This window comes from Pelagimonas phthalicica, from assembly GCF_004364805.1.
Taxonomy (GTDB): domain Bacteria; phylum Pseudomonadota; class Alphaproteobacteria; order Rhodobacterales; family Rhodobacteraceae; genus Pelagimonas; species Pelagimonas phthalicica.
In genome coordinates, this window is the sequence record NZ_SOAP01000003.1 from 188656 (window position 1) to 213577 (window position 24922).

Annotated in this window: 26 protein-coding genes; 19 read left to right on the forward strand and 7 right to left on the reverse strand. The window is 59.4% G+C overall.

Annotated elements, in window-relative coordinates:
- Positions 1-243 precede the first annotated feature (243 nt).
- On the reverse strand, positions 244-1104 hold the full coding sequence (locus CLV87_RS19050; RefSeq protein WP_099248727.1) for a branched-chain amino acid aminotransferase: 861 nt from the start codon (positions 1102-1104) through the stop codon (positions 244-246).
- Positions 1105-1298: 194 nt separating this feature from the next.
- Between CLV87_RS19050 and fdhF the strand changes: the two genes are divergently transcribed.
- Positions 1299-4073: a formate dehydrogenase subunit alpha gene (fdhF, locus tag CLV87_RS19055; RefSeq protein WP_099248729.1), complete on the forward strand. Its 2775-nt coding sequence runs from the start codon at positions 1299-1301 to the stop codon at positions 4071-4073.
- 131 nt (positions 4074-4204) lie between these two features.
- Positions 4205-4393, forward strand: coding sequence for a hypothetical protein (locus CLV87_RS19060; protein WP_099248731.1), 189 nt, complete (start codon positions 4205-4207; stop codon positions 4391-4393).
- On the opposite strand, the gene CLV87_RS19065 is transcribed toward CLV87_RS19060, so the two are convergent.
- Both CLV87_RS19065 and CLV87_RS19070 read right to left on the reverse strand, forming a co-directional pair.
- Complete coding sequence (locus CLV87_RS19065; protein WP_099248733.1) at positions 4372-5568, reverse strand: TIGR03862 family flavoprotein; 1197 nt, start codon at positions 5566-5568, stop codon at positions 4372-4374. The genes CLV87_RS19060 and CLV87_RS19065 overlap by 22 nt on opposite strands.
- Positions 5565-6887, reverse strand: coding sequence for a mechanosensitive ion channel family protein (locus tag CLV87_RS19070; protein ID WP_099248735.1), 1323 nt, complete (start codon positions 6885-6887; stop codon positions 5565-5567). The genes CLV87_RS19065 and CLV87_RS19070 overlap by 4 nt, the downstream gene beginning before the upstream one ends.
- An 88-nt stretch (positions 6888-6975) precedes the next feature.
- Between CLV87_RS19070 and CLV87_RS19075 the strand changes: the two genes are divergently transcribed.
- Positions 6976-7278: an HNH endonuclease gene (locus CLV87_RS19075; RefSeq protein WP_099249342.1), complete on the forward strand. Its 303-nt coding sequence runs from the start codon at positions 6976-6978 to the stop codon at positions 7276-7278.
- Here the strand turns inward: CLV87_RS19075 and CLV87_RS19080 are convergent.
- Entirely contained in the window at positions 7273-7629 is a 357-nt protein-coding gene (locus CLV87_RS19080) for a hypothetical protein (protein WP_133840847.1), read from the reverse strand. The two genes, CLV87_RS19075 and CLV87_RS19080, sit on opposite strands and share 6 nt — an antisense overlap.
- Before the next feature lie 86 nt (positions 7630-7715).
- Here CLV87_RS19080 and ybgC point away from each other — a divergent pair, with 86 nt between their 5' ends.
- The 15 genes from ybgC to CLV87_RS19155 all read left to right on the forward strand — a co-directional run bounded on the left by ybgC (position 7716) and on the right by CLV87_RS19155 (position 22855).
- Positions 7716-8102, forward strand: a complete 387-nt coding sequence (gene ybgC, locus CLV87_RS19085) for a tol-pal system-associated acyl-CoA thioesterase (RefSeq protein ID WP_099248739.1) — start codon at positions 7716-7718, stop codon at positions 8100-8102.
- A 282-nt stretch (positions 8103-8384) separates the two neighbouring features.
- Entirely contained in the window at positions 8385-9080 is a 696-nt protein-coding gene (tolQ, locus tag CLV87_RS19090; protein WP_099248742.1) for a protein TolQ, read from the forward strand.
- A 3-nt stretch (positions 9081-9083) separates the two neighbouring features.
- The gene (gene tolR / locus CLV87_RS19095; RefSeq protein ID WP_099248744.1) at positions 9084-9563 is read left to right on the forward strand and encodes a protein TolR; all 480 of its coding nucleotides are present in this window, start codon (positions 9084-9086) and stop codon (positions 9561-9563) included.
- 9 nt (positions 9564-9572) lie between these two features.
- Positions 9573-10739 (forward strand): cell envelope biogenesis protein TolA, encoded by a 1167-nt coding sequence (locus tag CLV87_RS19100; RefSeq protein WP_099248745.1) that lies wholly within the window; start codon positions 9573-9575, stop codon positions 10737-10739.
- 158 nt (positions 10740-10897) lie between these two features.
- Positions 10898-12199 carry a Tol-Pal system beta propeller repeat protein TolB gene (gene tolB / locus CLV87_RS19105; RefSeq protein ID WP_099249344.1) on the forward strand — a complete coding sequence of 434 codons (1302 nt, stop codon included), beginning with the start codon at positions 10898-10900 and terminating at the stop codon, positions 12197-12199.
- 124 nt (positions 12200-12323) lie between these two features.
- Complete coding sequence (gene pal, locus CLV87_RS19110) at positions 12324-12845, forward strand: peptidoglycan-associated lipoprotein Pal (protein ID WP_099248746.1); 522 nt, start codon at positions 12324-12326, stop codon at positions 12843-12845.
- A gap of 27 nt (positions 12846-12872) precedes the next feature.
- Positions 12873-13712 (forward strand): tetratricopeptide repeat protein, encoded by an 840-nt coding sequence (locus CLV87_RS19115; protein WP_099248747.1) that lies wholly within the window; start codon positions 12873-12875, stop codon positions 13710-13712.
- A gap of 20 nt (positions 13713-13732) precedes the next feature.
- Positions 13733-15106: a tRNA lysidine(34) synthetase TilS gene (gene tilS, locus CLV87_RS19120; RefSeq protein ID WP_099248748.1), complete on the forward strand. Its 1374-nt coding sequence runs from the start codon at positions 13733-13735 to the stop codon at positions 15104-15106.
- 90 nt (positions 15107-15196) lie between these two features.
- Positions 15197-17116: an ATP-dependent zinc metalloprotease FtsH gene (gene ftsH / locus CLV87_RS19125; protein ID WP_099248749.1), complete on the forward strand. Its 1920-nt coding sequence runs from the start codon at positions 15197-15199 to the stop codon at positions 17114-17116.
- Positions 17113-17901: a methyltransferase domain-containing protein gene (locus CLV87_RS19130; protein WP_099248750.1), complete on the forward strand. Its 789-nt coding sequence runs from the start codon at positions 17113-17115 to the stop codon at positions 17899-17901. The genes ftsH and CLV87_RS19130 overlap by 4 nt, the downstream gene beginning before the upstream one ends.
- Positions 17902-18078: 177 nt before the next feature.
- Complete coding sequence (locus CLV87_RS19135) at positions 18079-19755, forward strand: formate--tetrahydrofolate ligase (RefSeq protein ID WP_099249346.1); 1677 nt, start codon at positions 18079-18081, stop codon at positions 19753-19755.
- Positions 19756-19841: 86 nt separating this feature from the next.
- The gene (locus tag CLV87_RS19140; protein WP_099249348.1) at positions 19842-20138 is read left to right on the forward strand and encodes a chorismate mutase; all 297 of its coding nucleotides are present in this window, start codon (positions 19842-19844) and stop codon (positions 20136-20138) included.
- Positions 20139-20148: 10 nt separating this feature from the next.
- Positions 20149-21042, forward strand: a complete 894-nt coding sequence (locus tag CLV87_RS19145) for a bifunctional 5,10-methylenetetrahydrofolate dehydrogenase/5,10-methenyltetrahydrofolate cyclohydrolase (RefSeq protein ID WP_099248751.1) — start codon at positions 20149-20151, stop codon at positions 21040-21042.
- Between the two features lie 22 nt (positions 21043-21064).
- Positions 21065-21967 (forward strand): bifunctional methylenetetrahydrofolate dehydrogenase/methenyltetrahydrofolate cyclohydrolase FolD, encoded by a 903-nt coding sequence (gene folD, locus CLV87_RS19150; protein WP_099248752.1) that lies wholly within the window; start codon positions 21065-21067, stop codon positions 21965-21967.
- Between the two features lie 258 nt (positions 21968-22225).
- Positions 22226-22855, forward strand: coding sequence for a CDGSH iron-sulfur domain-containing protein (locus CLV87_RS19155; protein WP_099248753.1), 630 nt, complete (start codon positions 22226-22228; stop codon positions 22853-22855).
- A gap of 12 nt (positions 22856-22867) precedes the next feature.
- Here CLV87_RS19155 and CLV87_RS19160 read toward each other — a convergent pair whose 3' ends face one another.
- Positions 22868-23332: a DUF6428 family protein gene (locus CLV87_RS19160; protein WP_099248754.1), complete on the reverse strand. Its 465-nt coding sequence runs from the start codon at positions 23330-23332 to the stop codon at positions 22868-22870.
- Between the two features lie 72 nt (positions 23333-23404).
- Here CLV87_RS19160 and CLV87_RS19165 point away from each other — a divergent pair, with 72 nt between their 5' ends.
- Positions 23405-23737 carry an ArsR/SmtB family transcription factor gene (locus tag CLV87_RS19165; RefSeq protein WP_255301756.1) on the forward strand — a complete coding sequence of 111 codons (333 nt, stop codon included), beginning with the start codon at positions 23405-23407 and terminating at the stop codon, positions 23735-23737.
- Between the two features lie 9 nt (positions 23738-23746).
- Here the strand turns inward: CLV87_RS19165 and CLV87_RS19170 are convergent, their stop codons facing one another.
- A complete protein-coding gene (locus CLV87_RS19170) occupies positions 23747-24163 on the reverse strand; it encodes a PaaI family thioesterase (RefSeq protein ID WP_099248756.1) in 417 nt (138 codons plus the stop codon).
- Positions 24164-24211: 48 nt separating this feature from the next.
- On the reverse strand, positions 24212-24877 hold the full coding sequence (gene pdeM, locus CLV87_RS19175) for a ligase-associated DNA damage response endonuclease PdeM (protein WP_099248758.1): 666 nt from the start codon (positions 24875-24877) through the stop codon (positions 24212-24214).
- Positions 24878-24922 lie beyond the last annotated feature (45 nt).

The window sequence follows — 24922 nt, forward strand, 5'->3', positions numbered from 1 at the left end:
TCGCAGACAAGGCTGGTTGCCTTGGCAAGAAAGTCGAGCCGCTGAGAGCATGTATTTCTCCATGCCCGTCCTCCCGAAGGGAGGCCAACTGGTATTGGCGCGCCTCTGGCGCGACGGGTTCACCGGATTTTGCCCCAGCCTGCGTTATATACCCTTGAAATAGAACCACTATTCCTGCGGGCATATGCCTGGTCTGGAACAAAATCTGGCGAACTGAGCGTTGTGAATTAATGGGTCCTGACCCTAGGCAGAGGCCGCCCAATCCCAATACATTTCGCGCACGCGGCGGGTGACGGGGCCAACCTGATATGAGCGGTCTTCGATCCCGGTCACCGGGGTGACTTTGTTCATATTGCCCGACAAAAACACCTCATCCGCATCTTTGAAATCGTCAAAGCTCAGCACGGATTCATGAACTGTGACACCATCGGCCAACAAGTTGGTGATGTGGCGCGCGCGGGTGATCCCGGCGAGGAAAGTGCCGTTGGCCACGGGGGTAAAGACCTCTCCATCTTTGACCATGAACACATTGGCGGTCGCGCTTTCGGCGACATTGCCAAGCGCATCGGCCACCAGCGCATTGCCAAAGCCGCGTGCGCGAACCTCGGCCAACATGCGGGCATTGTTGGGATAGAGGCAGCCCGCCTTGGCGTTCACAACGGAGCTTTCCAGCACGGGGCGGCGAAAACGGGTATAGCCCAGCGTGGTGCTGGCGCTTTCTGGGGCCATTGGCACCTCTTCGAGGCTGATGGCAAATCCGGTTTCGTCAGGGGTCGGGACAATCGCCGTCGCATCGCCATGGATCGCCCAATACATCGGGCGGATGTAAACGGCAGCGCCGGGCGCAAAACCTTTCAGCCCTTCAAGGGCAATCTCGACCATCTCATCGGTGGAGACGGTCGGTTTGATTATCAGCGCCTCGGCTGAACGATTGGTGCGGGCGCAATGGGCGTCCAGATCCGGTGTCATTCCGTTGACCATCCGCGCGCCATCAAAGACTGAACTGCCCAGCCACATGCCATGATCAGCGGCGCGCATGACCATGGCGTCACCGTCCTGCCAGCTGCCGTTGAAATAGGTGCGGATTGTCTTGCCGATCGCCATGCCAGCTCCTCTCGTTTTTGGGCAAGCTAGGCCTGTCTTTTGGCAAGGTCCAGAGCGGCGCGACGCGCTTGCGATGTTTTTGATCATCATCGGAAACCAAGCGCGGCGCAAATCACTGCGAAGGTGTCGGGAATGGCTTACACTTTTGGGTGGGGAAATGGTCTAGATAGGGGCCAAGACCGGAGGGAACGCGCATGTCCGACAAAATTCGATTCCAGCTTGATGGCCAGACAGTCGAAGCAGAAAAGGGAATGACCATTTGGGAAGTGGCCAATGGCCGCGGCCTGAAGATCCCGCATCTGTGCCACAAGCCTGCGCCCGGCTATCGCCCGGATGGCAATTGTCGCGCCTGTATGGTCGAGATCGAGGGCGAGCGCACGCTGGCGGCCTCTTGTATCCGTGAACCCAGCGAGGGCATGGTGGTCACCACCAACAATGCCCGCGCTGAAAACGCGCGCAAGATGGTGATGGAGCTGTTGCTGGCAGATCAGCCAGAGCGCGAGGCGGCTCATGACAAATCCAGCCATCTCTGGGACATGGCCGAAGAGAACGGTGTCGAAGAGAGCCGTTTCCCGACGATTGAACCCGAACGCATTCCGCTGCTGGATGACAGCCATGTTGCGATGCGGGTCAATCTGGATGCTTGCATTCAATGTGGGTTATGCGTGCGCGCCTGCCGCGAAGTGCAGGTCAATGACGTGATCGGCATGGCCGGGCGTGGCCACGATTCCTATCCGACGTTTGACATGGCCGACCCGATGGGGGCCTCGACCTGTGTGGCTTGTGGCGAATGTGTGCAGGCTTGCCCGACCGGGGCCTTGATGCCTGCCACCGTTTTGGACGCGCAAGAGGTGGGGGATAGCAAGGATTTCGACTCTGAGACCGAAAGCGTCTGCCCATTCTGCGGCGTGGGCTGCAAGGTCTCGCTCAAGGTAAAGGATGGCAAGGTCAAATATGTCGAGGGCATCAATGGCCCGGCAAATGAAGGGCGGCTTTGCGTCAAGGGCCGCTTTGGCTTTGACTACATCCACCACCCGCATCGCCTGACCAAGCCGCTGATCCGCCGCGACGATGCGCCGGCCAAGGGGTTGAATGTCGATCCCGGCAATCTTGACACGCATTTCCGCGAAGCATCTTGGGATGAGGCGCTGGAGGTTGCCGCTAAGGGCCTGACCGGGTTGCGCGACACCCATGGTGGGCGGTCGGTTGCGGGGTTTGGCAGCGCCAAATGCACCAATGAAGAAGCCTATCTGTTCCAGAAATTCATCCGTCAGGGCTTTAAGCATAACAATGTCGATCACTGCACGCGGCTGTGCCATGCCTCGTCCGTTTCGGCGCTGATCGAAAACGTTGGTTCGGGCGCGGTGACCGCGACCTTTAACGAGATCGAGAATGCCGATGTGGCGATCATCATCGGGGCCAACCCGATTGAAAACCACCCCGTTGCGGCGACCTATTTCAAGCAGTTCACCAAGCGCGGTGGCAAGCTGATCGTGATGGATCCGCGCGGGGTTGGCATGCGCCGCTTTGCCGATGAAATGCTGCAATTCCGCCCCGGCGCGGATGTGTCGATGCTGAATGCGATCATGAATGTGATCGTCGAAGAGGGCCTATATGATCAGGCCTATATCGACAAATACACCGAGAATTGGGAAGCCGAGAAACAGCATCTGGCGCAGTTCACCCCTGAGGCCATGTCGGAAATCTGCGGGATTGAGCCAGAGCAGCTGCGCCGCGTGGCGCGTACCTTTGCGGGGGCCAAGGCCGGTTTGATTTTCTGGGGCATGGGCGTGTCGCAGCACATTCATGGCACGGATAACTCCCGCTGCCTGATCTCGCTTGCGCTGATGACCGGCAATGTCGGCAAGCCAGGTGCAGGTCTGCACCCGCTGCGGGGGCAGAACAATGTGCAGGGCGCGTCCGACGCCGGGCTGATCCCGATGTTCCTGCCCGATTATCAAAGCGTGACCGATGACGGCGTGCGTCAGGCCTTTACCGAGGTTTGGGACAGCGATGATTTCAGCAATGAAAAAGGCCTGACCGTCACCGAGATCGTGGACGAGGTTTATGCGGGCAATATCAAGGGCATGTATATTCAGGGTGAAAACCCGGCCATGTCCGACCCGGATGTGGAACACGCCCGCGATGCCTTTGCCAAGCTTGAGGTCATGGTGGTGCAGGATATCTTTTTGACCGAAACCGCGAATTATGCGGATGTGATCCTGCCTGCCAGCGCGCTTTATGAAAAGAACGGCACCGTGTCGAACACCAACCGTCAGGTGCAGCGGGTGCGCCCCGCCGTGCCGCCGCCCGCTGAGGCGCGCGAGGATTGGGCCGTGACTGTGGAACTGGCGCAGCGTTGCGGGCTGAACTGGAACTATAGTGATGTCAGCGAGGTTTTTGCCGAGATGAAGCTGAACATGAAATCGCTGGACAACATTACCTGGGAGCGGCTCAAGACCGAGACCATCACCTATCCGTCGCTGCATGAGACCGATCCGGGCCAGCCGATTGTGTTTGGCGACGGCTTCCCACGCGCGGAGGGGCGGGCGAAGTTTACGCCAGCCTCGGTGATTGCGCCGGATGAGGCTCCGGATGCGGACTTCCCGATGATCATGACCACAGGGCGGCAGTTGGAGCATTGGCATACCGGGTCGATGACGCGGCGCTCGCGGGTGTTGGATGCGGTGGAGCCGGAGGCGAACTGTTCGCTGCACCCAAGCACTTTGCGTGGCCTTGGGGTGGAGCCGGGCGATATGATCCGCCTGACCACGCGGCGTGGCTCGATCGAGATCATGGCGCGGGCAGATCGCGCCATTGCGCCGGATATGGTCTTTGTACCCTTTGCCTATGTGGAGGCGGCGGCCAACGTGCTGACCAACCCGGCGATTGACCCCTATGGCAAAATCCCGGAATTCAAATTCTCGGCTGTTCGCGTGGAAGCTATCGAGAAAATCGCCGCTGAATAAGCATTTGCGGGAGGGGGTGACGCGCGTGCCTTTGGCACGACGCCCCACCCGCCATCCCGCAGATGTCGCGATTCCAGTCTCGTTGCGTTATACTGGTTCTGTTTTCAGGAGCAGAATGCGCGGAGGGGATTATGGATCCGGTTTCTTTGGGCTTTTACGCCAGTGTTTGTGGCCTGCTCGGTTTGGCTGGCCCAAAACTGGGTGGCGCGCCAATCCGGTTGGGCGTCGGGGCACTGGTTGGCATTGTCGCGGTCACCATCCTGCCGCATATCAAGACGTTTCTGGGCGTGGCCGAGGCCTATTCGACGGTATCGCCGTGATCGTCTAGGTATTGGCTGGCATGGAGCCCGGCCCATCGCCCCATGGCGAGGCAAGCCGTCAAGAGATACCCGCCCGTTGGCGCGTCCCAATCGACCATTTCGCCTGCGCAGAACAGGCCGGGTCGGTCTTTGAGCATCAATTCCGGCGTTAGGGACGCCCAGGGTACGCCGCCAGTCGTCGAAATCGCCTCGTCCACAGGGCGCAGCCCTTGATGCGGGATCGGTAGGTTTTTCAGCAGATCTGCCAGCTCGGATGGCGCGGACGGGAGCGGGCGGGCGACCTCGGAAATCAGGGTCCAGGTGGCCGTGGGGATTTTCAGGGTCTTGCGCAGAAAGTTTGACAGGCTTTGTTTGCCGCGCGGTTTTTCCAGACGCTTTTGTAGGTCGGCGGCGGAGAGATGGGGAAACAGATCGATATGCAAAGGCGATCCCGAGCGCAGCGCGGGAGAGAGCGGATAGATCCCGCCGCCTTCGAGCCCTTTGGAAGAGATCACAGCCTCGCCCCGGTTTTCCATATCGCCGCAGCGAAACAGGGCGTTTTTGATCGGGCTGCCGAAATGCTTGGCTATGTAGGGCGACCAGTCGACGAGCAGCCCAGCATTGGACGGGGCAAACGTAACAGTTTCCAGCCCGTTTTGTACAAATTGCCTGATCCAGGCACCGTCAGAGCCCAGCCGCGCCCAGCTTGCCCCGCCGAGGGCGAGGATGGTCACATCGGGCGTCAGAACCTGGCTCCCATCCGGCGTGTCGAAGTGAAAATCCGCCCCCTGCCAGTCGGTCCAGCGCCAGCGCAGGTTGATCTCCAGCCCCTTGTTTGAAAGTCGGGTGATCCAGGCGCGCAAGAGCGGCGAGGCCTTCATCACCTTGGGAAAAAGACGCCCGGTCGAGCCGGTAAACATCTCTTGCCCCAAGGCTTCGGCCCAGGCGCGCGCGTCCTCCGGTCCGAACGCTTGCAGCATGGGGCGCAGCGGCTCGGCATCCGCGCGATAGGCCGCGAGGAATTGTTCAAACGGGTCCATCTTGGACAGGTTCAGCCCGGATTTTCCCGCCATAAGGAATTTACGCGCCAAGGTCGGTTTGGCCTCGGCCAGCACCACCTGATGCCCGCCATCCAGCAACATTTCGGCCGCCATCAACCCCGCCGGACCGCCGCCAATGATCAGCGCCTGTGTCATGTGTTCTGGTTGCGGATTTCCACCACGCGATGCGGGTAGGGGATTTCGATGCCGTTATCCTTGAGCGCGTTCCAGATCAGAAAGCCGACATCGGAGCTGTATTTATAGCGCCCGTCATCAATGCCATTCACCCAGAATTCCACCGCGAATTCAACGCCGCTTTCGCCGAAGGCGCGGAATTCGCAATCTGGCGGAAAGGGGTCGCTCAGCACGGCGGGATGTTTGGCGACGGCGTTTTCAATAATGTCAGGGATCACATTGATATCGGTTTTGTAGCTGACCGAAAACGGCACTTCGTAGCGGTTGGAGGAGCCTTGATCGGAATAGTTGATCACCCGCGTGGTGATGAAATCCTCGTTGGGGACAACGATCCAGCGGCCATCAAAGGTCTCTAGGATCATGGCGCGGGCGGTGGTCTGCACGATGGTGCCCGACATGCCATTGTCCAGCTCGACATAATCGCCAACCGTGGCCTGCCCTTCGAGTAGCAGGATCACGCCGGAAATGTAGTTCGACGCGATCTTTTGCAGACCAAAGCCGAGGCCAACACCAATCGCTCCGGAGAGAACCGCCAAGGAGGTGAGGGGGATGCCAATGATGCTCATCAAAAGGATAAAGGCGATGCCATAGATCACCAGCTCGGCGGCTTTGCTGGCCAATTGGCGGGCAGCGGGGCGCAGCTCTTCTTGCTTGTGGATATAGGTGCCGGTCTGATCATTGGACCATCGCCCGAGCCAGAACAGGATCGACCCGGCGATTATGCCCCGGATCACCGCCATGACGGTGAACTCGATATTGCCAAGCGCGATGGTCATCTCGTTCAACCGTGCCGTGGCAAGATCAAGCAGGCCCAGCGTGTAGAGCGCCATGATCGGTAGCAGGATGAAACGCCCAAGCACGCGCAGGAAGCCATCCGTGATGATCTCGCGCACCAAAATACGCGCGGCGAGCAGCAGGAAAACGCGCTTACCAAAGGCGATAACAGCACCCGAACCAAACAGCGCGCGGGTGGCCTGTTCGCCGATGCCGGTAAAGGCCCAGGCCAAAAGCGGCAGCAGCAGCGGCACAAAAATCAGGAAAAACCGCCGGATGGTGGCGAGGATCGAGACTTTGCCATCCTCAGGTGTCAGGAAACGTTCCAGCAAAGGTTGCAGGCGTTTGGACAGAAACCAGGCGGCGGCAAAGGCGGCCACCAGCAACCCGAATTGCGACCAGGCCGCAGGCGAAAGCAGCCAGCCCTTGGCAATGTCCCAGCCTTGCAGCGCATAGCTGACAAGGTTCTGGACAAATTCCGGCTGCGAGGCGAGGTCAAAATTCATGTTGTATCGCTCCGCGGGCCTTGATCTGCGTGGGTTTCCTGCCAACTCTTGCCCTTATGGTGATGAAATCACAAGAGGGAGGGGCAGGATGACGGAGAGTGACCCCATTTGCCCGCTTTGTGGCCGTCCGATCCCATCCGGGGCCAAGCAAAGCCTGCACCACCTGATCCCGCGTCTGAAGGGCGGCAAGAATGGGCCGGTGGTCTTGCTGCACCAGATCTGCCATTCCGAGATCCACGCGACGTTTACCGAGGCCGAGCTGGCGCGAGATTACAATACGATTGAAGCGCTGCAGGCCCATCCGCGTATGGAAAAATTCATCGCCTGGGTACGTAAACGACCGAATGATTATCACAGCCGCAGCGCAGGTGGTCGGCGAAAACGGTCATGAGGTGACGGTGTAGGATTTGCAGTAGAATGAAGTGGTGTCTTCGATATCGCGGACTTCATACTTGGCCGTTTCAAAGCCGCGTGATGTGATATCGAGAACTTCGAGCCAAACGTGGTGCAGTTGAACAAGGTCAACGGCATTGAGTTGTTCAACATGCGTGAATCGAAGTTCGCGGATCGCCTGATCGGTTTCATCCTGAAAAAGGGTCAGCCCCAGCACCAAATGCTCCGGGTCCTCGCCAATGCGCCAGATTTCCGAAGGGTCAAGAACCTTTTTCCCGTCGTCAAAAAGCGCTTTGATTTCAAATCTTGCCACACGGCCTCGAAATTCGGCCACTACAGAGTCACACATCAACTCGTCCAATTTGTTGCAGCCATACCAGTTGCACCCGAAGCCCCTTTTTGCAATGGGTTGGCGGAGAGTTTCGGAGCCGCATCATGACCCACCGTTTTCCTATTCGCGTCTATTACGAAGATACCGATATGGCGGGGATTGTTTATCACGCCAATTATCTGAAATTCATCGAACGGGCACGCTCGGATTGGGTCAAGGAAATGGGGCTGGATCAGAATGCCATGCGCGAAGAGGGGGTCGTCTTTGTCGTGCGCCGGATCGAGGCGGATTACCTGGCCTCGGCCAAATTCGATGACGAGCTTGAGGTGCAGACCACGGTGCGAGCGATGACCGGGGTGCGTTTGGTGATGGGGCAGGAGGTTTTGCGCGAGGGTGAGGTTGTGTTTCGCGCCGAAGTCACAGCCGTTTGCATGAATGAAGACGGTCAACCCGCGCGCTTGCCCGCCAAATTGCGGCGCAAGGTGCATTAACGGCCGCTGCGCCAGCCGCGGGCGGATCCAAAATCCGTCGACGGATTTTGTGAGGGGCCAGCCCCTCTTGGAGCCCGAGGGCTCCAATTCACCCCGGGATATTTGTGGCCCAGAGAAGGGGCGAAGGTGGCGTGTTGAAGGCAAGGTTCTGCCTGTTTGTCCGCAAATGCGCGATATGACGCGCAAAGAGTAGCCTTTCCCCTGCAAATACGCTAACAGTGCTGTTAATCAGAGCCCGTAAACACAATCCTTATTGGGGCCGGACAGGAAAAGAGCAGGTTCATGGAAGCAGAAACGCTTGCCCTGGCGCAGGAGATCGACTTCTCCATGTGGGGTCTATTCGCGCGCGCCACACTTACCGTCAAACTGGTTATGTTATTGTTGATCGTCGCCTCGGTTTGGGCCTGGGCGATTATCTTTGACAAGTTCATCTCGTATCGCCGTGCCCGCAAAGAGGCCGACGCTTTTGACAAGGCGTTCTGGTCCGGTGAGCCGCTGGATGAGTTGTTTGACCAGATCGGGGTGGAACCATCGGGGCGGGCCGAGAGGGTCTTTGCTGCGGGCATGATGGAGTGGCGGCGCAGCCATCGCGATGATGGTCAGTTGATCGCCAATGCCCAAAGCCGGATTGATCGCTCCATGGATGTGGCCATTCAGAAAGAGGGTGAAGCCCTGCAAAAGGGGCTGCCGGTGTTGGCCACGGTGGGCTCAACCGCGCCCTTTGTCGGGCTGTTCGGGACCGTGTTCGGGATCATGAACGCCTTTATCGAGATTGCGCAGCAGCAAAACACTTCGCTTGTGGTCGTGGCCCCTGGTATTGCCGAGGCGCTTTTGGCTACGGGACTGGGTCTGATGGCTGCGATCCCGGCGGTGGTGTTTTACAACAAGTTTTCGGCGGATAGCGACCGCATCATCGCAGGCTATGAAAGCTTTGCTGATGAGTTCTCGACCATCCTGTCGCGCCAGTTGGACAGCTGAGCCATGGGCGCGGGTGTCATGAAAAATGGCGGCGGCGGGGGCAATCGTCGCAGACGTGGGCGCAGGGGCAAGGCCGCGCCGATGTCGGAAATCAATGTCACGCCGTTTGTGGATGTCATGCTGGTGCTGCTGATCATCTTCATGGTCGCGGCCCCGCTTTTGACCGTTGGCGTGCCGGTGGAATTGCCCAAGACCGCCGCGCAGGCCCTGCCTCAGGAAACCGAGGAGCCGCTGACCGTCTCGATTGCGGCAGATGGCACGGTGCTGATCCAGAGCACCGAAATCACCCGCGAAGAGTTGATCCCGCGCCTGCGCGCCATTGCCGCTGAGCGGAGCGATGATCGGGTCTATCTGCGTGCGGATGGGGTGGTCCCTTATGAGGACGTGGCCCAGATCATGGGAGCGTTGAACGCGGGCGGGTTTTCCTCGATCGGTCTGGTGACCGATGTGGGTGGCCCGGCCCTGAATGGCGACGACAATTAAGGCGCGGATATGCAGCGCGGATTGGTCATATCAGGTGGGGCGCATGCCCTGGCAATCGGATGGTTGCTGTTTGGTGGTTTGTTCCAAGCCGACCCGCCTGAATTGGAAGTGGCCAATGTCTCGGTGATTTCTGAGGCGGAATTTGCCGCCCTTACCCAGCCCGAACCCAGCGGCCCGGCCCCGGAGCAACCCGCGCCAGCGCCGGTTCAGCCTGCGACGCCCCCTGAGCCAGAGCCGACGCCGGAACCCCCAGCCCCTCAGCCCGCGCCAGAGCCGCCCGTTCAACCCGAGCCGCAACCCGCCCCAACGCCACCTGCGCCCGAGCCATTGCCAGATGTGCCGCCGCCGCCGCAGCCCGCAGATGTGACCGACACGCCTCCGGTGCTGATCCCGCCAGAGCCAGAACCGGATGTGCCACCGGCCCCGGAACCGGCACCATTGCCAAGCTCGGCGGCCCCAACGCGGTCGCTGCGACCGAAACCGCGCCCTGCGCCGCGCGTTGCGCCCGAGGCCATCGCGCCACCAGAGCCGGATACGGTTGTCGCCCCAGACACGCAGCAGGCGGCATCGCCAGATGTCGAAAGCCCGGATGTGGCCGAAGAAAACAAAGAGGCCACGGCCCCAGAAGAGGCCGCGCCGGAAATCGTCACCGAGGCCGAAGACCCATCGGGTGCGGTCACCAAATCCCTGCGCCCTCAGGCCCGCCCGCAAAGCATTGCAGCGGCGGCCCCGGCCGCCGAACCGGAACCGTTGGGTGATCCGGAACCAGACTCCGCGCCAAGCACCGATGACGCGCTGAATGCCGCCCTGGCCGAGGCTTTGGCGGCAGGGGATGATGCAGATGCCCCATCCGGCCCGCCCCTAACCCGTGGCGAAAAGGAAGGGCTGAAACTGGCGGTGGAATCCTGCTGGGTGGTCGATGTCGGCAGCCAGGCGGCCAATGTCACAGTGACCCTGGGCTTTGAGCTCGACCGCGATGGCAAGGTCCTGCCCAGCACGTTGAAATTGCTATCATCGACCGGGGGAAGCGGAACAGCTGCCGAGGCGGCCTTCCAATCTGCGCGCCGTGCTGTGCTGCGCTGTCAGAATGGCGGCTACGACTTGCCAGTTGAGAAATATGATCACTGGAAGAAGGTTGAAATGACCTTTGACCCCTCATCCATGCGGTTGAGGTGAGCGATGTCATGCGCAATTCCCCGCCAATTTCGGCCCGTCGGGGTGTTTGTGCAGCAAGAAAATATGGCTAATGTGGCCTTAACCGCTCTGCGAGCGAGAAAAATGAACCGAGCAGTTCCCAAGGAAGGCAGCCCAGAATGCAGACCCGCCTGATCCCCATGTTGATTGCGTTTCTCATGGCGCTTCTTCCCGGTTTCGTCACGGCGCAAGAGCCTTTGCGGCTCACGCTGGACCAAGGTGTGGTTGAACCCATGCCCTATGCGGTGCCGAATTTTGTACCCGAAACTTCTGCGGCGATGACCCATGCGGAAAATATCAGCCGGGTGATTGCCGAAGACCTGACCGGCACCGGGCTGTTCCGCGAGATCCCGCGTGATGCGCATATCTCGGGCATTTCCAGCTTTGGCGCGCCGGTTCAGTTTGCAGATTGGAAAGCGGTGAATTCCCAGGCTCTGATCACCGGCGCGGTCAGCACCGATGAAAGCGGGCGGATTATCGTTAAATTCCGCGTCTGGGATGTGTTTGCTGGCCAAGAGCTGGGGCAGGGGATGCAATTTGCCTCAACCGCCGATGGCTGGCGGCGTCTGGCGCATAAGGTGGCGGATCAGGTCTATGCCCGCCTGACCGGTGAGACGCCTTACTTCGATAGCCGCGTTGTTTTTGTTTCGGAAACCGGCCCCAAGAATGAACGTCAGAAACGTCTGGCCGTCATGGATTATGACGGGTCCAATGTACAGTACCTGACCGGCAGCCAATCCATCGTTTTGGCCCCGCGCTTTTCACCCGGTGGCGACCGGGTGCTGTATACCAGCTATGAAACCGGCTTTCCGCGCGTGCATGTGCTGACCGTGGGTGACGTACAAAGCCGCATCTTGCAGGCCAATGATGGCGTGATGAGCTTTGCGCCGCGCTTTTCACCCGATGGGCGCACGGTTGTTTATTCGCTGACCCAAGGGTCCAATACCGATATTTGGGCGATGGATGTGGCCAGTGGGGCGACACGTCGTTTGTCGGTCTCGCCCGCAATTGAAACCGCGCCAAGCTATAGCCCCGATGGCAGCCAGATCGTCTTTGAAAGCGACCGCAGCGGCACCCAGCAGCTTTACATCATGCCCGCTGCCGGGGGCGAGGCCACGCGGATCAGCTTTGGCCAAGGGCGCTATGGCACGCCGGTCTGGTCGCCGCGCGGAGACTTGATTGCCTTTACCAAACAGAACCAGGGTCGCTTTCACATTGGCGTGATGCGCACCGATGGTTCCGAGGAACGCCTGCTGACCGCCAGCTTTCTGGACGAAGGCCCGACATGGGCCCCGAATGGTCGTGTGCTGATGTTTGCCCGCGAAACGCAAGGCGCGCAGGGGGCTTCGGCCTTGTATTCCGTGGATATTTCCGGTCGCAACCTGAAACGCGTGCGCACCCCCGCCGGCGGATCGGACCCAAGCTGGGGGCCGCTTCAGTAAGCTGATGGGCGGCGGCTTGCACATAAAAACAAAGCGGATTCCCGCCAAGGCCGAGCTGTGCTAGATTGCGGCCAACCTACAATGCCAAGCACACAATAAGCACAAGAGCAGAACGAGAGACAAAATGAGCATTCTTCCAAAGACCATCATGCTGGTCGCCGCGCTGGGCCTTGCCGCCTGTACCAATCCTAACCGTTTCGGCTCGGGTGATGATGGCGCAGGTGTTGGCGCAACAGCTCCTGTTCCTGGCATCGTTCCCGGCAGCGCCGATGATCCGACCTCGGTGGCGCATTTCCAGCAGCGGATCGGCGATCGTGTCTTGTTCCTTGTTGACCAATCCACCCTTAGCGCCGAGGGCCGTGTGACCTTGGATCGTCAGGCAGAATGGCTGATCAGCAATAGCGACTATTTGGCCGTGATCGAAGGTCACGCCGACGAACAGGGCACCCGTGAATACAACCTTGCCCTAGGTGCGCGTCGCGCCAATGCGGTGATGGAATACCTTGTGTCGCGCGGCGTGTCGGCCAATCGTCTGAAATTCGTCAGCTACGGCAAGGAACGCCCACTTGAAATCTGTTCGGCTGAGGCCTGTTATGCCAAGAACCGACGTGCGGTGACCATCCTTTCCGCCGGGCTGAGCAGCTAATTCACAGCCAAGAAACAAGGGAACCCCATGCGCAAATCCAGTGTTTTCGGGCCAGTTCTGGCCATCGCCCTCGCCATGCCCCTTGCGGCGCAAAGCCAGGAGACACTGGCCGATATCCGTCAGGACATGGTGGTTTTGTCGGTTGAGCTAGCGAAACTGCAACGCGAGTTGTCCACCACAGGCGGGGCGGGCGTGGTGCTGAGCGGTGACCAGCTGGAACGCATCAACTCGATCGAGACCCAGCTGCAACGTGTCACCGCCAAGGCCGAAGAGCTGGAATTCCGCATTTCCCGCGTGGTCAAGGATGGCACCAACCGTCTGGGCGATCTGGAATTCCGGTTATGCGAGTTGGAACCGGGCTGCGACATTGGCAATCTCGGTCAGACGCCGCTTTTGGGGGGCGACAGCGGGGCCGCCGCGCCAGCCCCGGCACCCGCGCAGGTCGTTGCAACCGATGGCTTGCCCTTGGGCGCGGGGGAATTGGCGGTGAGCGAAGAAGCCGATTTTCTGGATGCGCAAAAAGCGCTGACGGATCAGGATTTTGCCGGGGCGGCGCAGATGTTCGCGCTGTTCCGCGAAACCTATCCCCAAGGCCCGCTAGAAGTGGCGGCTTTGATCGGCGAGGGGCGCGCCCTTGAGGGGCAGGGCGACACGCGCGAAGCAGCGCGCCGTTACTTGACCGCCTATTCCGGCTTTCCCGAAGATAACTCGGCCCCCGAGGCGCTTTGGCGTCTAGGCGTGTCTTTGGCCGCGCTTGGTTCAGCCCCCGAGGCCTGCGTGACCCTGTCCGAAGTTGCCGCGCGCTACCCCGGATCTGACTTTATCGCCCAAGCCGAAGCCAGCAAGGCAGAGATTGGCTGCCAGTGACTGGCGCTGGGGGCGGGACGATGAAAGGGGCTGAAAACAGCCTCGATCAACGCTTTGCCGATGCTATGGGCCAATTGCTGGGGCCTGATTTTCCAAGTGATATCGCGCTGGCCGTGTCGGGCGGCGGAGACAGCATGGCCATGCTGACCCTTGCCCATAATTGGGCGCGGGTTTGGGGGGTGACCCTGTGGGTTGTGACCGTGGATCATGGCTTGCGCCCCGAAAGCGCCGATGAGGCGACCATGGTCGCGCAGGAATGCGCGCTGTTGGGGCACAAGCATGCAACCTTGCGCTGGCATTGGGATGGCAAAGGCAATGTGCAGGACGAAGCGCGCAAAGCCCGCTTGGATCTGATTGACCGCTGGCGTGGCACCTTGCGCCACGTGTTGGTGGCCCATACCAAGGATGATCTGGCCGAGACCTTTCTTATGCGATTGAAACGTGGATCGGGGGTTGAGGGGCTATCGGCCATGCAAGAGCGGCGCCTGTATCGGGCGTCTGATCCAGTAGAGGCGTTGCGGGCTGATGAAGTGCAGGGCGACCTGCCGCCGCAAACCGATCAATCCGCTGGCCAAAGGTCCTACGAAATCCTGCGCCCCTGCCTGTCCATGACCCGGCAAGAGCTGCGCCACCACATCACGGTTCTGAAAACCCCTTGGGCGGAAGACCCCTCTAACGAAGATCGCAAATATGACCGGGTGAAAATGCGGCATCTGCTGCGCGATTTGGAGCCGTTGGGATTGGGCGTTGATCTGTTGGCTGAAACCGCCCAACGCCTGCGCCGCGCGCAAGAGGCCTTGGCGCAGCGCGCTAGTCAGGTATGGCGTGAGATTGGCAGCGAGGGCGCGGCCAATGGCCACCCAACTGGCGACGTGCTGTTGAACCGCGACGGGTTTGCCGGTGTGGAGCGTGACACACAACTGCGCCTGCTCGCCGCCGCGCTGCAATACGTGTCAACGAACCCCTATCGCCCCCGCGAGACACCGCTGGAAGAGCTGTTGGATCGCGCATTGGCGGGGGGCGGTGGCACACTGCATGGCTGCGAAATACGTGCAGAGCGCGAGAATCTGCGCATTTTTCGAGAAGAGAAAGCGCTGATTTCCTGCCAAAAACCGGTCGGCTCGCCCGGCCTTTGGGACCAGAGGTGGTATGTTTTTCGCCCTGATATGCAGGGGCTGACCATTCGTGCCCTGGGCGATGCAGGTTGGCAGAGTTTTGAAAATAAACGTGACACACCAGTGCCTTACCATGCCGCGCGTAGCCTGCCATCCATCTGGGAGGGTAACAGGCTTGTTGCTTGTGATGCCTTGGGCATTGGACCGGGCAAGACAAGTCAGCTCAGGCCAATGGGGCGCCAATCGCACAGCTTTGCCCGCTTCCTTCTTTCGCATTGAACACAGGCATTTCATGTCTATGTTGTGTCTCAACGCCGGAAATGCGCCCTGCGCGTCCGAAATCCTCAGCCGTCACTTGGGAGACCTTCCTTGGGCAACGCTCGAAATATCGCCTTTTGGATCGTACTTTTTGTACTGATCTTTGCTCTCTTCAGCCTGTTTTCGAACAACGGAAGCACCTTGCAAAGCAAGGAAGCGAGCTATTCTGAATTCGTAGAAGCGGTGGAATCCAAATCCGTCGACTCGGTCGTCCTGGACGGCGAGCAGGTGCGCTATCGCACCAAGGACGGCAAGGATCATGTCGCGATCAAGCCGACAGATCACGAAGTGACCGATCTGCTGATCCAGAACGACGTGCCGGTTTGGGCCGAACAGCAAGAGCAAAGCGGTTTCCAGGCCTTTATCATCGGGCTGCTGCCCTTCCTGCTGCTGATCGGTGTGTGGATCTATTTCATGAACCGGATGCAGGGCGGCGGCAAAGGTGGCGCGATGGGCTTTGGCAAATCCAAGGCCAAGCTGCTGACCGAAAAGCAGGGGCGCGTGACCTTTGACGATGTGGCTGGCATTGACGAAGCCAAGGAAGAGCTGGAAGAGATCGTTGAATTCCTGCGCAACCCGCAGAAATTCTCACGCCTGGGCGGCAAGATCCCCAAAGGTGCGCTGTTGGTGGGCCCTCCGGGCACCGGTAAAACCCTGCTGGCGCGCGCGATTGCGGGCGAGGCGGGCGTGCCGTTCTTTACCATCTCGGGGTCCGACTTTGTTGAGATGTTTGTCGGCGTGGGTGCAAGCCGTGTGCGCGACATGTTCGAACAGGCGAAAAAGAACGCGCCTTGTATCGTGTTTATTGACGAAATCGACGCTGTGGGCCGCGCCCGTGGCCAGGGTTACGGCGGTGGCAACGACGAACGTGAACAGACCCTTAACCAATTGCTGGTTGAAATGGACGGATTCGAAGCCAATGAGGGTGTGATCATCGTTGCCGCGACCAACAGACGGGATGTGCTTGACCCGGCGCTGCTGCGCCCGGGCCGTTTTGACCGTCAGGTCACTGTGCCGAACCCTGATATCAAAGGCCGTGACAAGATTTTGGCTGTGCATGCGCGCAAGATCCCTCTGGGTCCAGATGTCGATCTACGCATCATCGCCCGTGGTACGCCGGGCTTCTCTGGTGCCGATCTTGCCAACCTCGTGAACGAGGCGGCGCTGATGGCGGCGCGCGTGGGTCGACGTTTCGTGACGATGGAAGATTTCGAACAGGCCAAGGACAAGGTCATGATGGGCGCGGAACGCCGATCCATGGTTTTGACCGATGAGCAAAAGGAAATGACCGCATATCACGAGGCTGGCCACGCTTTGGTCGGGATTCACCTGCCGAAATGTGACCCGGTCTATAAGGCAACCATCATCCCGCGCGGTGGTGCATTGGGCATGGTGATGAGCCTGCCTGAGATGGACCGTCTCAACATGTTCAAGGATGAATGCCACCAGCGTCTGGCCATGACCATGGCGGGCAAGGCGGCTGAGATCATCAAATATGGTGAGGATCAGGTGTCAAACGGTCCTGCGGGCGACATCCAGCAAGCGTCGGCCTTGGCGCGGGCGATGGTTCTGCAATGGGGCATGTCCGAAAAGATCGGCAATATCGACTATCGCGAGGCGGCTGAAGGGTACCAGGGTAACACCGCTGGCCTGTCGGTTTCGGCCCATACCAAAGAGCTGATCGAAGAAGAGGTGCGTAACTTTATCCAGGCCGGTTATGAGCGCGCGCGTGAGATCATTCTGGAACGCAATGACGATTTCGAACGTCTGGCGCAGGGCTTGTTGGAATATGAAACCCTGACAGGCGAAGAAATTCAGCGCGTCATGCGTGGTGAACCGCCCCATGCCGATGATGATGATCACGGTGGCAGTGCTGAGGCGGATAAGCCCAGCATCACCGCGATTCCGAAAACGAAAACCAAGGCCAAGCCGTCGGGCGATGGCGGAATGGAACCGGAACCCAACGCATGAACCAAGAGCAGCGCGCAGCATGGAATCCCGAAGCTTACCAACGCTTCCGCTCCCACAGGCTGCGCCCTGCGATTGACTTGATTAACGCGCTTCCGGGCTTGCCCGGGGGCGCGATTGTCGATTTGGGCTGTGGCAATGGTGCGGTCGGCGATGCCCTGAAACAATTGGGCCGCCCGGTGATTGGCGTTGATAGCAGCCCTGAAATGCTGGCTGAAGCGGAAAAGACCGGGGTCTATGATTTTCTGGTCGAGGCTGACATTGCCACATGGCGCCCCAAAGTGGCCCCCGCGCTGATCTTTTCCAATGCCGCCCTGCATTGGTTGCCAGACCACAAGACCCTGTTGCCCAAACTGTTCTCCTTTGTAGCGCCGGGCGGCACGCTGGCGGTGCAAATGCCGCATCAGAACAACGCGCCCTCGCATCATATCTGGACCAGCCTCGCGCATGAATTCTGGCCGAACAAATGGGCAGATCAAAGCGCTGGTCCCGGCGTTTTGCCCCCGGCGCAGTATCATCACCTGTTAGAGCCACTCGGGACCTTGTCGCTTTGGGAAACGGAATATTACCAGACCCTGGCGGCGGAAACCGATGGCCACCCGGTGCGGAAGTTCACGCAATCCACCTTTGCCCGATCCATCTTTGACAAGCTGAGCGATGAGGAAATCGACCGTCTGACAGCGGCTTACGATTCGGTCATCGCCTCCGCCTATCCCGCTGCAGAAGATGGCAGTGTCCTATTCCCTTTCCGCCGTTTGTTCATGGTGGTGACAGGGGCGCAGAGCTAGGGGCATGTCCCGATCCTGACCGCGCGGCGCTTTCAAGAACACCTGTTTCCGATCCGCTCCCGTTGATTTTCAAATGCGCCGCTTCAAAGCGCGGAAATGTCGGATTCGCTGTCACGCTTTTTCCATTCCCACGATATGGCTGGGTCAAAGACACCCATTTTGACAGGGATCGCAAGAATGGCATTCAAAACTGACATCGAAATCGCCCGCGAAGCCAAAAAGCAGCCGATCATGGAGATTGGCGCCAAGCTGGGCATCGACGCTGAACACCTTCTGCCTTATGGCCACGACAAGGCCAAGGTCAGCCAGGAGTTCATCAACTCGGTGCAAGACCGCGAAAACGGCAAGCTGATCCTGGTGACAGCGATCAACCCAACCCCGGCAGGTGAGGGTAAAACCACCACCACTGTTGGTCTGGGTGACGGCCTGAACGCTATCGGCAAAAAGGCGATGATCTGTATCCGCGAAGCCTCGCTTGGTCCGAACTTCGGTATGAAGGGCGGCGCGGCCGGGGGCGGCATGGCGCAGGTTGTGCCGATGGAGGAAATGAACCTCCACTTCACCGGCGATTTCCACGCGATCACCTCGGCGCATAACCTGCTGAGCGCGATGATCGACAACCACATCTATTGGGGTAATGAGCTGGAAATCGACGAACGTCGTGTGTCCTGGCGTCGTGTTCTCGACATGAACGATCGCGCGCTGCGTGACACCGTGACCTCTCTGGGTGGCGTGTCCAACGGTTTCCCGCGTCAGACTGGCTTTGACATCACTGTGGCCTCTGAGGTTATGGCGATCCTCTGCCTCGCCAGCGATCTGAAAGATCTGCAAAAGCGTCTGGGCGACATGATCGTGGCCTATCGCCGCGACCGCAGCCCGATCTATGCCCGTGACATCAAGGCTGATGGCGCGATGACCGTGCTGCTACGTGACGCGATGCAGCCGAACCTGGTACAGACCCTGGAAAACAACCCGGCCTTTGTCCATGGTGGCCCATTCGCCAACATCGCGCATGGTTGTAACTCGGTGACCGCGACCAACACTGCGCTGAAATTGGCCGACTACGTTGTGACCGAAGCGGGCTTTGGCGCTGACCTCGGCGCTGAAAAGTTCATGAACATCAAGTGCCGCAAGGCCGGTCTGACACCAGATTGCGTTGTGTTGGTTGCCACCATCCGCGCCATGAAGATGAATGGCGGCGTGGCCAAGGCCGATCTGGGTGCGGAAAACGTTGAGGCCGTGAACGAAGGCTGTGCCAACCTCGGTCGCCACATTGGCAACCTCAAGCAGTTCGGCGTTCCAGTTGTCGTGGCGATCAACCACTTTGTCACCGACACCGATGCCGAAGTGCAGGCGGTCAAAGACTATGTTGAGACGCAAGGCTCTGAGGCCATCCTGTGTCAGCACTGGGAGAAAGGGTCTGAAGGGACCAAAGCCCTTGCGACCCGCGTGGCGGAGATTGCCGATGCTGGTGTCAATCAGTTTGCGCCTCTCTACAAAGACGAGCTGCCGTTGTTCGAAAAGATCGAGCGTATCGCGACTTCGATCTATCGCGCTGACGAAGTCCTGGCCGACAAAAAAATCCGCGATCAGCTGCGTGCCTGGGAAGAGGCCGGTTACGGCCATCTGCCGATCTGCATGGCGAAAACCCAGTACAGCTTCTCTACCGATCCGAACCTGCGCGGTGCGCCGGTTGGTCACTCGGTTCCGGTGCGCGAAGTGCGCCTGAGCGCTGGTGCGGGCTTTATCGTTGCAATCTGTGGTGAGATCATGACCATGCCGGGCCTGCCGCGCAAACCGGCGGCGGAAAGCATCTTTATCAACGATGAAGGTCTGGTCGAAGGTCTGTTCTAAGACCTCGCGAAAATGGGCGCGTTCCGATTGCGGAGCGCGCCTTATCGGGGTAGGGCAAGCCTGTGAAATCTCAGGATGGACGCAGCATGCTAGACCCCAAAGACTGTCGGGATATGCCCACTTTGCGCGATCAGATCGACGCGTTGGATCGTGATCTGGTTCACCTTTTGAAAAAGCGTATGGGCTATATCGACCGCGCGGTTGAGATCAAAACGGATAATGGCCTGCCAGCCAATATCCCGGCCCGCGTCGAAGATGTGGTCGCCAAGGTCAAGGCGGTGGCAGAAAAAGAACAGCTGGACGCCGAGCTGGTCGAAACGCTCTGGCGGCAATTGATAGATTGGTCGATCACGCGCGAGGCGCAGGTGATCCGACGCGATTAAAGGGGCAGCCATGCGGGCGGCATTGATTGACGGAAAATCCATTGCCGCAGAGATGCGCGCAGAGGTGGCCAAAGAGGCCGAAGAACTGACACAAGCGGGTTGGTCGCCCAAGCTGGTCTCGATCAGCGTTGGCGACACGGCGGCAGCCGAGCTGTATGTGCGCAACCAGCGGCGCAGCGCCAACAGCGCCGGTGTGGAGTTTGAGGCGCGCAATTATCCCGGCGAAACCTCGTTGGAACAGCTGACCGGGATTTTGCAGGGCTTGAACGCAGATCCACGCGTCAACGGCATCATCATTCAGCGCCCGCTGCCTGACCACATCCCGGTTAAAGTGCTGCAGAAAATGGTGCATCCTTTGAAGGATGTTGAGGGCATGCACCCGGCTTCGATCGGCAATATCGTCTATAACGACCTCGCGCTTGGCCCTTGTACGGCTGTGGCGGCGGTGGAAATCCTCAAGACCCTGCCCATGCAGATGGAAGGTTTGAACGTCACGGTGATTGGCCATTCCGAAATCGTCGGCAAACCGATTGCGTTCTTGATGATGGGGCTGGGCGCGACAGTGACCGTGTGTCACCATATGACCCGCTCGGTGGCCATGCATAGCCGTGCGGCGGATGCGGTCTTTGTCGCGGTGGGCAAGCCGGGTCTGGTGACCGGAGATATGTTGAAACCGGGTGCCGCGCTGATTGATATTGGCATCAACCGGGTCGAAACGCCTGAGGGCGCAAAAACCGTGGGTGACGCGGATTTTGACAGCTGCGCCGAGGTGGCGGGCTGGATCACGCCAGTGCCGGGCGGTGTTGGCCCGGTTACGGTGGCCACGCTGATGAAAAACGCGGTTCTGGCGACGCGGATGCAGATGGACCATTACCGGGACGCCTATGCGCGGACCGATATTTGACGGATATGTGAGAGGACAGAAAATGACAGCGACAGTCATCGACGGAAAGGCCTTTGCCGCCAAAGTGCGCGAACAAGTGGCCGAGCATGTGGCGCGTCTGAAAGAGGAAAACGGCATCACGCCCGGTCTGGCGGTGGTGCTGGTTGGCGAAGATCCGGCCTCTCAGGTTTATGTGCGTTCCAAGGGTAAGCAGACTGTTGAGGTCGGCATGAACTCGTTTGAGCATAAGCTGGATGTAGACACCTCCGAAGAGGATCTGCTGGCGCTTTTGGACGAGCTGAATGCCGATCCGGCGGTGCATGGCATTCTGGTGCAACTGCCGCTGCCCGGCCATCTGAACGAAGATCTGGTGATCAATCGGATTGATCCGGCCAAAGATGTGGACGGGTTCCATATCTCCAATGTTGGTCTGCTGGGCACGGGGCAAAAAAGTATGGTGCCCTGCACGCCTCTGGGCTGCCTGATGATGCTGCGCGATCATCATGGTTCCTTGTCCGGGTTGAACGCCGTTGTCGTGGGACGCTCCAACATCGTGGGCAAGCCGATGGCCAACCTGCTGCTGCGCGACAGCTGCACCGTGACCATCGCCCATTCCCGCACCAAAGAGATCGAAGCGCTGTGCAAGACTGCTGACATCGTTGTGGCGGCGGTGGGTCGTCCGGAAATGGTGACCGGCGATTGGATCAAGCCCGGCGCGACTGTGATCGACGTCGGCATTAACCGCATCGACGCGCCTGAAAAGGGCGAGGGCAAGACCCGTCTGGTTGGCGATTGTCACTATGAAAGCTGCGCCGAGGTGGCTGGTGCGATCACCCCGGTTCCCGGTGGTGTTGGCCCAATGACCATCGCGTGCCTGCTGGCCAATACCCTGACCGCGTGCTGCCGCGCCAATGATCTGGCCGAGCCGGAAGGTCTGACCGCGTAAGGGGGCGCTGCCCCATCCCGAGCACGCTTGGGATTCCCCGGGATTTATAGCGTTTCGATTTTGGCCTACGGCAAGAAGCGCATTTAACGCGTTGAAATCTTTGATTTCAGGCAGCGTTAAATGGGTCAGGTTAAATCGACAACGCTAATTAGAGCCCAAAGAAACCTAGAGGCGCGTCGTTGCAGCGGCGCGCTTTTTGTTGGGATTGATTCAATTTTGATTAAGGTTACCTTTCCCTTAGCCAAGGGGAGAGTGACCATGTCCAAAGCCAAAACCTATTCCAATGATGAAATCGAGATCAGCTTTGAGATGGGGCTTTGTATCCACGCGCGCAATTGTTACCTGAAATTGCCACAAGTCTTTGATCCGTCACGCCGGCCCTGGGTGCAACCCGATGCGGCCCCGGTCGAAGAGATTGCCGCCATGATCCGTACCTGCCCCTCGGGTGCGTTGCGGTTTCGCCGGTTGGATGGCGGCGGGCAGGAAATGCCCACCGAGATCAATCGCGTGACGGTACATGAGAACGGCCCGATTTCGCTGCAAGGGCGGTTGGAAATTGACGGGCAGGAAGTAACCCGCGCCACGCTCTGCCGCTGCGGCCAGTCAGCCAACAAACCCTTTTGCGATTACGCCCATGTCAAAGCTGCGTTTAAAGCGACCGGAGAGCCGGAGAGCAGTGATAAGCAAGAGCAGATCGACCATGATGATGGGCTGAAGGTCACGGCGATCCCGAACGGGCCGCTAAAGCTGGATGGACCGGTGGAAATCACCACTGGCACCGGGCGCGGGCTTGGCAAGATGCGCCGCGCGTTCCTATGTCGCTGCGGTGCGTCCAAAAACAAACCCTTTTGTGACGGAACTCATAAGGATATCGGGTTTGAGGGCTAAAACGTCGGGTCTTCAGCAACAAGACGCAGCCGCGTAACACCCCTTGTCAGTGGGTTTCTGCAGCATCGAGCGTTGCATGGGTTTGCAGGCGGCGGCGTGGGTCGTCAGGGTCACAACCACATGGCCATCTTGGGACTTGGGGACTTGCAAGGAAAACACCTGCATATTGCGGTTTTCATGTGAGAACTCGACCTTGACCGGGACATTGGCCAATTGCGGCAAAGCCTTGAGCGATTGGCGCAGGATTTTCAGAAATTTGCCGATCCGCATATGCGATGGCCCGGCTCCGTCTAGCAATTGTAGCCGCGCTTCCTCCCATGTTTCGATCTGTCCGCCGCAATCAATGCCGGTGGACAGGGAATGGCGCAGTTCTGTCACATGATATCCGGCCCCGATCACGCCTTGTTCGGTGGCAAAGATCAGTTTCTGGTCGGGGTCGAATTGGTCAAGGTCGGTGAGAAAGCTGGTGAGGGTCATGAGGGCTCTTTCATTTCAATGGTTCTTGAAATAAATTAAGCGCAAGGTGAATATATTTCAAGAGGAGTTGAAATGATGGAGGCAATTGGGGCCGCAACCATGTTCCACGCCCTGTCCAACACCGACCGATTGGCCGTGTTGCGCGCGCTGGTGGCGGCGGGGCCGGATGGGTTAAGCGCGGGCGAGATCGCGGAACAGGTCGGGGCCAGCCCGTCGCGGGCTTCGTTTCATCTCTCAGCACTGAGTGACGCAGGCTGCGTGACCCGCGAACGCCAGGCCCGCAGCCAACGCTACCGCGTTGACTTTGAACGGATGGGCCAGCTCTTGGCCTACCTGCTTGAGGATTGCTGTGGCGGCAATGAACAGGTCAGGAATTGCTGTGTTTCTCACAAGTCTTGTTGTTGATCCTGTCGGTCAATCCAGTGCAATGGGCACCATTGTTCCGGTCAGGGTGGCGATGTGTTTTTCGACTCCGTCTTTGACGACAAAGACATCAGAAGAGGACACGATTTGCCGCCGTCCCGGTTTGATCACTTTGCCGCGTGCGACCAGGCTGTCGCCAATCGCGGGGGAGAGCAGGTGGATGCCGATTTCCGAGGTCACCACCGCTTGATCCGTGCCAAGCAAGGTCATGGCCGCGCATCCCGCCGCCGTGTCACCCAAGGTAAAGGTCAGGCCGGCATGGCCAAAGCCGTTATGCTGCAGAAAACCGGGGGATAGCGGGGCGGTGATCTCGACCGTGCCGTCTCCGACCGAGGTCAGTTCGGCCCCGATGGTGGTCATCATGCTTTGCAGGGCAAAGCCGCGGCGGATGTGGGTTTCGATATCCATGGGCGCAGCGGATCATGGGCCTTGCCGGGCTGCAACCGTTCCGCGACGTCATTTTCGTGGCATGGGAATGGCGCAGGGTGTGGGGCCGGTCAGGATGGCCTGGGCCTCGGGGTGCATGAGGGATGTCAGCGCGGCGTCATCGCTACGCAATCCGCCAGTATAGGCCCCGTAGGCGGGCAGGATCAGCCGGTCTTGATCCAGCAAGAAGCAGGGGCGGCTTAGGCTGCGACCGCGCAAGGATAGCCGCGCCTTGGGATGGTAATGGCCTGAAACCTCGCCAATTTCCCCGGGGATGGCGATATGGCGAAAGGTCAGCGGGCCAAGCGTGAGCTCGGCCAAATGGGTGCCGCCGATGGCAACAGGGCCGGGGTCATGGTTGCCCTCGATCCAGATCCAATCCCGCCCCGCTTGCAGCCGAGTGATCCATAGCCGTTCATCCTCGCGCAAGGCGCGTTCGACCTCGGGCGCATCAAAGCTGTCGCCAAGGCAAATAACCTGGCTGGGCTTCGTCGCGTTCAGGTCCTCTTCGAGCCGGGCCAGGGTTTCGCGCGTGTCATAAGGGGGTAGTTGTGCGCCGCCGATCGCAGAAAGCCGCGCGGATTTGCCCAGATGCAGGTCCGACACCACCAAAACCGCCCGTTCAGGCCAAAACAATCCGCCCGATGGCATGGCGCAAAGCTGCGCGCCGTTCAAGGTGATGTCGAGCTTGTTCATGCTGTGTTCTTGCCTCGCGTCAGCAGCAGGCGCAAGAGGTTTGTC

What these genes read in the sequence shown, in the direction of transcription:
- CLV87_RS19170 (WP_099248756.1), bottom strand. Translation starts at nt 24,163, where the DNA reads ATGGATATCGAAACCCACATCCGCCGCGGCTTTGCCCTGCAAAGCATG.
- tolQ (WP_099248742.1), top strand. Translation starts at nt 8,385, where the DNA reads ATGGAAGCAGAAACGCTTGCCCTGGCGCAGGAGATCGACTTCTCCATG.
- CLV87_RS19135 (WP_099249346.1), top strand. Translation starts at nt 18,079, where the DNA reads ATGGCATTCAAAACTGACATCGAAATCGCCCGCGAAGCCAAAAAGCAG.
- CLV87_RS19075 (WP_099249342.1), top strand. Translation starts at nt 6,976, where the DNA reads ATGACGGAGAGTGACCCCATTTGCCCGCTTTGTGGCCGTCCGATCCCA.
- CLV87_RS19155 (WP_099248753.1), top strand. Translation starts at nt 22,226, where the DNA reads ATGTCCAAAGCCAAAACCTATTCCAATGATGAAATCGAGATCAGCTTT.
- tolR (WP_099248744.1), top strand. Translation starts at nt 9,084, where the DNA reads ATGGGCGCGGGTGTCATGAAAAATGGCGGCGGCGGGGGCAATCGTCGC.
- CLV87_RS19160 (WP_099248754.1), bottom strand. Translation starts at nt 23,332, where the DNA reads ATGACCCTCACCAGCTTTCTCACCGACCTTGACCAATTCGACCCCGAC.
- CLV87_RS19140 (WP_099249348.1), top strand. Translation starts at nt 19,842, where the DNA reads ATGCTAGACCCCAAAGACTGTCGGGATATGCCCACTTTGCGCGATCAG.
- CLV87_RS19115 (WP_099248747.1), top strand. Translation starts at nt 12,873, where the DNA reads ATGCGCAAATCCAGTGTTTTCGGGCCAGTTCTGGCCATCGCCCTCGCC.
- CLV87_RS19100 (WP_099248745.1), top strand. Translation starts at nt 9,573, where the DNA reads ATGCAGCGCGGATTGGTCATATCAGGTGGGGCGCATGCCCTGGCAATC.
- CLV87_RS19065 (WP_099248733.1), bottom strand. Translation starts at nt 5,568, where the DNA reads ATGACACAGGCGCTGATCATTGGCGGCGGTCCGGCGGGGTTGATGGCG.
- tolB (WP_099249344.1), top strand. Translation starts at nt 10,898, where the DNA reads ATGTTGATTGCGTTTCTCATGGCGCTTCTTCCCGGTTTCGTCACGGCG.
- tilS (WP_099248748.1), top strand. Translation starts at nt 13,733, where the DNA reads ATGAAAGGGGCTGAAAACAGCCTCGATCAACGCTTTGCCGATGCTATG.
- CLV87_RS19165 (WP_255301756.1), top strand. Translation starts at nt 23,405, where the DNA reads ATGATGGAGGCAATTGGGGCCGCAACCATGTTCCACGCCCTGTCCAAC.
- CLV87_RS19130 (WP_099248750.1), top strand. Translation starts at nt 17,113, where the DNA reads ATGAACCAAGAGCAGCGCGCAGCATGGAATCCCGAAGCTTACCAACGC.
- CLV87_RS19145 (WP_099248751.1), top strand. Translation starts at nt 20,149, where the DNA reads ATGCGGGCGGCATTGATTGACGGAAAATCCATTGCCGCAGAGATGCGC.
- CLV87_RS19070 (WP_099248735.1), bottom strand. Translation starts at nt 6,887, where the DNA reads ATGAATTTTGACCTCGCCTCGCAGCCGGAATTTGTCCAGAACCTTGTC.
- pal (WP_099248746.1), top strand. Translation starts at nt 12,324, where the DNA reads ATGAGCATTCTTCCAAAGACCATCATGCTGGTCGCCGCGCTGGGCCTT.
- CLV87_RS19060 (WP_099248731.1), top strand. Translation starts at nt 4,205, where the DNA reads ATGGATCCGGTTTCTTTGGGCTTTTACGCCAGTGTTTGTGGCCTGCTC.
- CLV87_RS19080 (WP_133840847.1), bottom strand. Translation starts at nt 7,629, where the DNA reads ATGTGTGACTCTGTAGTGGCCGAATTTCGAGGCCGTGTGGCAAGATTT.
- ybgC (WP_099248739.1), top strand. Translation starts at nt 7,716, where the DNA reads ATGACCCACCGTTTTCCTATTCGCGTCTATTACGAAGATACCGATATG.
- CLV87_RS19050 (WP_099248727.1), bottom strand. Translation starts at nt 1,104, where the DNA reads ATGGCGATCGGCAAGACAATCCGCACCTATTTCAACGGCAGCTGGCAG.
- fdhF (WP_099248729.1), top strand. Translation starts at nt 1,299, where the DNA reads ATGTCCGACAAAATTCGATTCCAGCTTGATGGCCAGACAGTCGAAGCA.
- folD (WP_099248752.1), top strand. Translation starts at nt 21,065, where the DNA reads ATGACAGCGACAGTCATCGACGGAAAGGCCTTTGCCGCCAAAGTGCGC.
- pdeM (WP_099248758.1), bottom strand. Translation starts at nt 24,877, where the DNA reads ATGAACAAGCTCGACATCACCTTGAACGGCGCGCAGCTTTGCGCCATG.